This is a genomic window from Hypericibacter sp. (genome assembly GCF_050729195.1).
Taxonomy (GTDB): Bacteria; Pseudomonadota; Alphaproteobacteria; order Dongiales; family Dongiaceae; genus Hypericibacter.
The window spans coordinates 22,894-29,176 of record NZ_JBOHKS010000217.1 but is presented as its reverse complement, the minus strand read 5'-3'; the positions used below and the strand labels follow the sequence as shown (position 1 = coordinate 29,176).

Annotated in this window: 7 protein-coding genes; 3 read left to right on the top strand and 4 right to left on the bottom strand. The window is 66.5% G+C overall.

Going from position 1 to position 6,283, the window contains the following annotated elements; genetic code table 11:
* Together ACREE8_RS17315 and ACREE8_RS17310 are read right to left on the bottom strand one after the other, a co-directional pair.
* Window positions 1-134: cell division protein ZapA (locus tag ACREE8_RS17315; RefSeq protein WP_431574256.1), on the bottom strand; the 134-nt coding region annotated here is incomplete at its 3' end.
* Between the two features lie 26 nt (window positions 135-160).
* The gene (locus ACREE8_RS17310) at window positions 161-385 is read right to left on the bottom strand and encodes a hypothetical protein (RefSeq protein ID WP_431574254.1); all 225 of its coding nucleotides are present in this window, start codon (window positions 383-385) and stop codon (window positions 161-163) included.
* 295 nt (window positions 386-680) lie between these two features.
* Here ACREE8_RS17310 and tkt point away from each other — a divergent pair, with 295 nt between their 5' ends.
* Both tkt and gap read left to right on the top strand, forming a co-directional pair.
* Window positions 681-2,708, top strand: a complete 2,028-nt coding sequence (tkt, locus tag ACREE8_RS17305) for a transketolase (RefSeq protein ID WP_431574253.1) — start codon at window positions 681-683, stop codon at window positions 2,706-2,708.
* A 105-nt stretch (window positions 2,709-2,813) separates the two neighbouring features.
* Window positions 2,814-3,824 (top strand): type I glyceraldehyde-3-phosphate dehydrogenase, encoded by a 1,011-nt coding sequence (gap, locus tag ACREE8_RS17300; protein ID WP_431574252.1) that lies wholly within the window; start codon window positions 2,814-2,816, stop codon window positions 3,822-3,824.
* 124 nt (window positions 3,825-3,948) lie between these two features.
* On the opposite strand, the gene ACREE8_RS17295 is transcribed toward gap, so the two are convergent.
* On the bottom strand, window positions 3,949-4,377 hold the full coding sequence (locus tag ACREE8_RS17295) for a DoxX family protein (RefSeq protein WP_431574251.1): 429 nt from the start codon (window positions 4,375-4,377) through the stop codon (window positions 3,949-3,951).
* 331 nt (window positions 4,378-4,708) lie between these two features.
* Between ACREE8_RS17295 and ACREE8_RS17290 the strand changes: the two genes are divergently transcribed.
* Window positions 4,709-5,719: a methyltransferase gene (locus tag ACREE8_RS17290; RefSeq protein ID WP_431574250.1), complete on the top strand. Its 1,011-nt coding sequence runs from the start codon at window positions 4,709-4,711 to the stop codon at window positions 5,717-5,719.
* A 15-nt stretch (window positions 5,720-5,734) separates the two neighbouring features.
* Here the strand turns inward: ACREE8_RS17290 and ACREE8_RS17285 are convergent, their stop codons facing one another.
* The gene (locus ACREE8_RS17285) at window positions 5,735-6,238 is read right to left on the bottom strand and encodes an OsmC family protein (protein ID WP_431574249.1); all 504 of its coding nucleotides are present in this window, start codon (window positions 6,236-6,238) and stop codon (window positions 5,735-5,737) included.
* Window positions 6,239-6,283 lie beyond the last annotated feature (45 nt).

The window sequence follows — 6,283 nt, the reverse complement described above, 5'->3', positions numbered from 1 at the left end:
GGACCCAGGCGCCGCGCCATGTCGCTCACGCGCCGGTCGAGATCAATGCCCAGCGTCTGCAGCCTTTCTTCCTGGCCGTCGTCGCAGGCGATCTCATAGGGCCGTCCGTTGAGCGATAGCGTTACGGTCGCCATGAGCGCCCTTTCTCCAGTCGAGGGGTTCAGACTTCGGCCGCGGCCTTCAGCCGCGCGATGATCTGGTCGATTCGGCTGTAGACGCTGCGCGCCTCGCCCTGAAGCGCGCTATGCGCGGCTCTCAGAGCGTTCAGTTCCGACTCGATGGCGCTGCGGTCGGCATGGGAATGGCGCTCGCGCGAATCGATCGCCTGCTCGAGGCGTTGTAACGCCACATCCAGATGGTCCAGCGCCTGCGCGAGCCTTGTCATGCGGTCGTTCCCGAATAAGCCCTTGATCCGGCCCGCAACGCAGCCGGAAAAACGGCTTCCGATCCGTTCTTCACTCGCGAGCATAGGGGGCGGCGGAACGCCGCGTCAACGCCGCCTGCCGCCCGCCCGACATCGTGCCCGGCGCCGGCCACGCTGCCGGGCGCTTCTTACGGGCTCCAAGGGTTGACGCAAGGTCGGGCGGGCGGCATGTTCCGGGCGCACCGCCGCCGGGAGGCCTACGAACCCGCGCTGGCGGCCGTCGAAGCCCCCGCTCCCGACCCTTGGCAATATCCTCATGGACACGGCTGTGCCCTCATCGTCTCCCGCTTCCGGCGCCTCTTTGCATCCGACTTATCCGGCCAGTGCCAAGAACATGGCCAACGCCATCCGCGCCTTGTCGATGGATGCCGTCGAGAAGGCCGCCTCGGGTCATCCCGGCATGCCGATGGGCATGGCCGATGTCGCGACCGTGCTCTGGAGCCGCTTCCTCAAATTCGATCACGCGCATCCGCACTGGCCCGACCGCGACCGCTTCGTGCTCTCCGCCGGCCACGGCTCGATGCTGCTCTACAGCCTGCTCTATCTGACCGGTTTCGCCGACATGACGATCGACGAGATCCGGCGCTTCCGCCAGCTCGGCAGCCGCACCGCCGGCCATCCCGAATATGGCCATGCGGCCGGCATCGAGACGACGACGGGCCCGCTGGGTCAGGGCATCGCCAACGCGGTCGGCATGGCGCTGGCCGAGCGACTGGAGAACGCGCGTTTCGGATCCGAGCTGGTCGATCACCACACCTATGCGATCGTCGGCGATGGCTGCCTGATGGAAGGCATCAGCCATGAGGCGATCTCGCTCGCCGGCCATCTCAAGCTCAACCGCCTGATCGTGCTGTGGGACAACAACAGCATCTCGATCGACGGGCCGACCTCGCTCTCCGTCTCCGACGACCAGCTCGGCCGCTTCAAGGCCAGCGGCTGGAACACCGCATCGGTCGACGGCCATGATCCCGAAGCCGTCGCCGCCGCGATCGAAGCCGCGCAGAAGAGCGACCGCCCGACCTTTATCGCCTGCAAGACCATCATCGGCTTCGGCGCGCCCAAGAAGGCCGGCACCGCCGCGACCCATGGCGCGCCCCTGGGCGCCGAGGAAGTCGCCGGTGCGCGTGAGAAGCTGGGCTGGCCCTACCCGCCCTTCACCGTGCCCGAAACGATCCTCAATGCCTGGCGCCAGGCGGGATCTCGCGGCAGCGCGGCCTATGACGCCTGGACCAAGCGCCACCACGCGCATAAGAACCGCGCCGAGTTCGACCGCCAGCAATCGGGCGAGCTGCCGGCCGCCTTCGCGGCGACCATCGAGGCGACCAAGAAGGCCGTCTCGGCGGAAGCGCCCAAGCTCGCGACCCGCCAATCCTCGCAGCGCGTGCTCGAGGCGCTCTCGCCGATCATGCCGGAGCTCCTCGGCGGCTCGGCCGATCTCACCGGCTCGAACAACACCAAGGCCAAGGACATGGCGCCGGTGACCGCCGAGAATTACGGCGGCCGCTACATCTATTACGGCGTGCGCGAGCATGGGATGGCGGCGGCGATGAACGGCATCGCGCTCCATGGCGGCTTCGCGCCCTATGGCGGCACCTTCCTGGTCTTCACCGATTATTGCCGTCCCGCGATCCGTCTCTCGGCGCTGATAGGCCAGCGTGTCATTTATGTGATGACGCATGATTCGATCGGCCTCGGCGAGGATGGCCCGACCCATCAGCCGGTCGAGCATCTGGCGGCCTTGCGGGCGATTCCGAACCTGCTGGTCTTCCGCCCCTGCGACACGGTCGAGACCGCGGAATGCTGGGCCCTCGCTCTGGCCGAGCACCATGCGCCCTCGATCCTGGCCTTGACGCGCCAGGCGGTGCCGACCTTGCGCACCAAGCACACCGAGGAAAATCGCTGCGCCCAGGGCGGCTATGTGCTGCAGGAAGCGACGCATCCGCGCCAGGTGACCCTGATCGCCACCGGCTCGGAGGTCTCGATCGCCGTCGAGGCCCGGAGCCGGCTCGAGGCCGACGGGATCGGCACCGCGGTGGTCTCGATGCCCTCCTGGGAATTGTTCGACCGCCAGCCGGCCGCCTATCGCGAGGATGTGCTGGGCGCCACTGCCGTGCGCGTCGCGATCGAGGCGGCCTCGGTCTTCGGCTGGGAGCGCTATGTCGGCCCGCGCGGGGCCGTCATCGGCATGACCGGCTTCGGCGCCTCGGCACCCGCGACCGATCTCTACAAGCATTTCGGCATCACCGCCGAGGCGACCGTGAAGGCCGCCAAGGCGCGACTCTGATCCCATCACCTCCCCCTTGACGGGGGAGGTCGGCGCGCTGCGCCGGGAGGGGGTGGCACACCGCCCCTCGCAAGCGACGTCTAGAATCAACAAAGGAGTTCGCCCATGACCGTTCGCGTCGCCATCAACGGCTTCGGCCGCATCGGCCGCCTGGTGCTCCGCGCCATCCTCGAGAGCGGGCGCAAGGACATCGAGGTGGTCGGCCTCAACGATCTGGGCCCGGTCGAGACCAACGCGCATCTCTTGCGCTACGACACGGTCCATGGCCGCTTCCCCGGCACGGTGCAGACGAAAGAGGGCGCGATCGACGCCGGCCGCGGCTGGATGACGGTCACGGCCGAGCGCGATCCGGCGAAGCTCCCCTGGGCCAAGCTCGGCGTCGAGATCGCGCTGGAATGCACCGGCATCTTCACCACGAAGGAAGCGGCCTCGAAGCATCTCGAAGCCGGCGCCAAGCGCGTGCTGATCTCGGCCCCGGCCACCGGCGCCGACCTCACCGTGGTCTATGGCGTCAATCACCAGAAGCTCGACAAGTCGCACAAGATCGTCTCGAACGCCTCCTGCACCACCAACTGCCTGGCACCGGTCGCAGCCGTGCTGCACAAGGCGATCGGCATCGAGCGCGGCTTCATGACCACGATCCACAGCTACACCGGCGACCAGCCGGTGCTCGACACGCTGCACAAGGATCTCCACCGCGCCCGCGCCGCCGCGCTCTCGATGATCCCGACCACCACGGGTGCCGCCAAGGCCGTGGGCCTGGTGCTGCCCGAGCTCAACGGCAAGCTCGACGGCACCTCGATCCGCGTGCCGACGCCCAATGTCTCGCTGGTGGATTTCAAGTTCGACGCGGCCCGGGAGACTTCGGTCGAGGCGGTCAACAAGGCCATCGTTGAAGCCGCCGCGAACGGCCCGCTCAAGGGCATCCTCGCCACCAACGACCAGCCGCTGGTGAGCTCGGACTTCAATCACAATCCCGCCAGCTCGACCTTCGACCTCAAGCAGACGCAGGTGATCGAGGGCCGCTTCGTGCGCGTCCTCGCCTGGTACGACAATGAGTGGGGCTTCTCCAACCGCATGAGCGATACCGCGGTGGCGATGGGCAAGCTGGGATAGGCGATCCACGCAACGAGAAAGACGCAACGGCCGCTCCTGGTAATCCCAAGAGCGGCCGTTTTCATTTTACCTGGGTAAGTTTCAACGCCCTTAGCAAAGCCGCCGGACTCTGTTCCTGCATTTGTTATGACCGGGTCAGCCATCCGCGTTTCAAGGCCAAGACGCTTCCGGGGCCGTGCGCGGCCGCAAACAAAAGGCCCGCGATGAAGGTGAAGTGATCGACGAAGAACCCGAACTCGGTCTGGTTTCCCGCCCAATGCGAAGGCCCGTGGAACGCGAAGGCGAGGAACAGCACATAGGCGGCGGCCAGGAGTGCCGCTTCCGAGAAATAGGCGCCGGTCAGGAAACACGCGATCAGAGCGAGCTCGAACAAGGCCGCGAGCCAAGCCAGGAGGCTGGGCATTGGGAAACCCGCGGCCGCGATGTAGCCCGCCGTTGCGTCGATATCCATCAGCTTGAAACTCACCGCCATGATGAAGACGGCGGCAAAGATCAGGCGTCCGACGAGGACCGCCACCGTCGCCCATCCCGTCCGGTTTGTTTCTGTCGTCATGGTTTCTCCTCCTGCCTCTTTTCAGTTTGCTTGATCGTTTGACGGAATGGCCGCCGGGTCCATCCACATCGCCTCTTAGATATGGCCGTCGGGGTCCGTCAGGCTGCAGTTGTACATGAAGTCATGATCCTGCACGGGATTGATGTCGGCTATCCCGCCATTCGCGGCAGCCGCCTCGTTCATGACATCGACCGCATCGCGACTCGAGGGGCGTGTCGCCGTGGCGAGACCCGCATGGTCCGACCGACTGGCATCAGGCCCGGCGTGATTTGCTGCCGCCCCACGCCGGGGCTAGGCTGTCTCCCGAACCACTCGAGCGAGGTATCCGACCGTGACCGAACGGACCCCGGCTGTCGAACTCATGCGCCTGATCAATGGTTATCAGGTCTCCCAGGCGATTCACGTCACCGCCGTTCTGGGCATCGCCGATCATCTGCGGGAAGCGCCGCGCAGCAGCGACGAGCTGGCCGCCCTGACCGGCACGCATCCGCAATCGCTCTATCGGCTTTTGCGCGCTTTGGCCGCCGTCGGTGTCTTTCATGAGGACGGCGAGCGGCGCTTCTCCCTGACAGAGATGGGTCAGAGCCTGCGATCCGACACGGCCCATTCGATTGCCGGATGGGCCAGCCTCGTGGGACGGCCTTATTACTGGCAGACCTGGGGACATTTCCTGCACAGCGTGCGAACCGGCGAGAACGCGTTCCGCGACTTGCATGGCAGCGACGTCTGGGCCTATCGCTCGGACCATCCCGAGGAGAGTGCCATCTTCGATCGGGCCATGACCGCTCTCTCACGCGGCATCGGCGCCGCCGTCATCGCGGCTTACGACTTCGGACCTTTCGACTGCATCGTGGATGTCGGCGGCGGCCAGGGCCTGCTCCTGGCGGATCTGCTCGCGGCACGAAACGGCGCGCGCGGCATCCTGCTCGATCTGCCGCATGTCGTCTCGCGCGCCGAAGCGCTGCTGCGCAGCAAGGGCGTCTCCGAACGGTGCCAGATCGTCGGCGGCAATTTCTTCGAAAGCGTTCCCGCCGGTGGCGACCTCTATATGCTGAAGGCCATCCTGCATGATTGGGAGAACGAGGATGCCATCCGGATCCTGCGCGTCTGCCGGCGTGCCGCAAAGCCCGAGGGAAGATTGCTCGTCATCGAGCGGGTGCTGGGGCCTCCGAACGAGGCGCCCGACGGCAAGTTCAGCGACCTGAACATGCTGGTGGCGCCGGGTGGCCAGGAGCGGACCCGGGAAGACTTCGCGACTCTTCTCTCCGCCGCCGGCTTCACGCTCACGCGCGTCATTTCGACCGGAACCCGGCAAAGCCTGATCGAGGCGGCACCAGCGTAGCGAGTGACCCGGGGGTCAGGCGCGCCGAAGCTCGATCGTCGGTGGCGTGCGCAGCGTCTGATAGACGACGCAATAGCGCTCGGTGAGCTTGAGCAGGCTTGCGAGCTTCTCCTCATCGGCATCGGTGTCGAGCGCGAAGGCAACCCGGATCGCCCGGAAACCCACCGGCGCTTCCTTGGAGACGCCCAAGGTGCCGCGGAAATCCAGATCGCCTTCGACCTGGACGCGGCCCTCGCGGATGTCGATGCCAAGCGCCGTCGCCACGGCCTTGAGCGTGACGCCGGCGCAGGCCGCGAGCGCCTCCAGCAGCATGTCGCCGGAACAGGCCTGGAGCCCGGTGCCGCCGGTCGCCGGGTGCAGGCCGGCCTCGATCATTCCGCGGCCGGTTTCGACCTTGCAGGCGACGCCGAGCTCATCGAGCCGGCCCTCGGCCTTCAATGTCAGCAAGGCCGTCTCCGGACTGCCGCGATAGCGCTCCTTCAGCGGCGCCTGGATGGCTTTCAGTTCCTCGGCCTGCATTCTGTCCTCCCGATGAATTCCGAGGTCCATTAAAGAGCCGGCCCG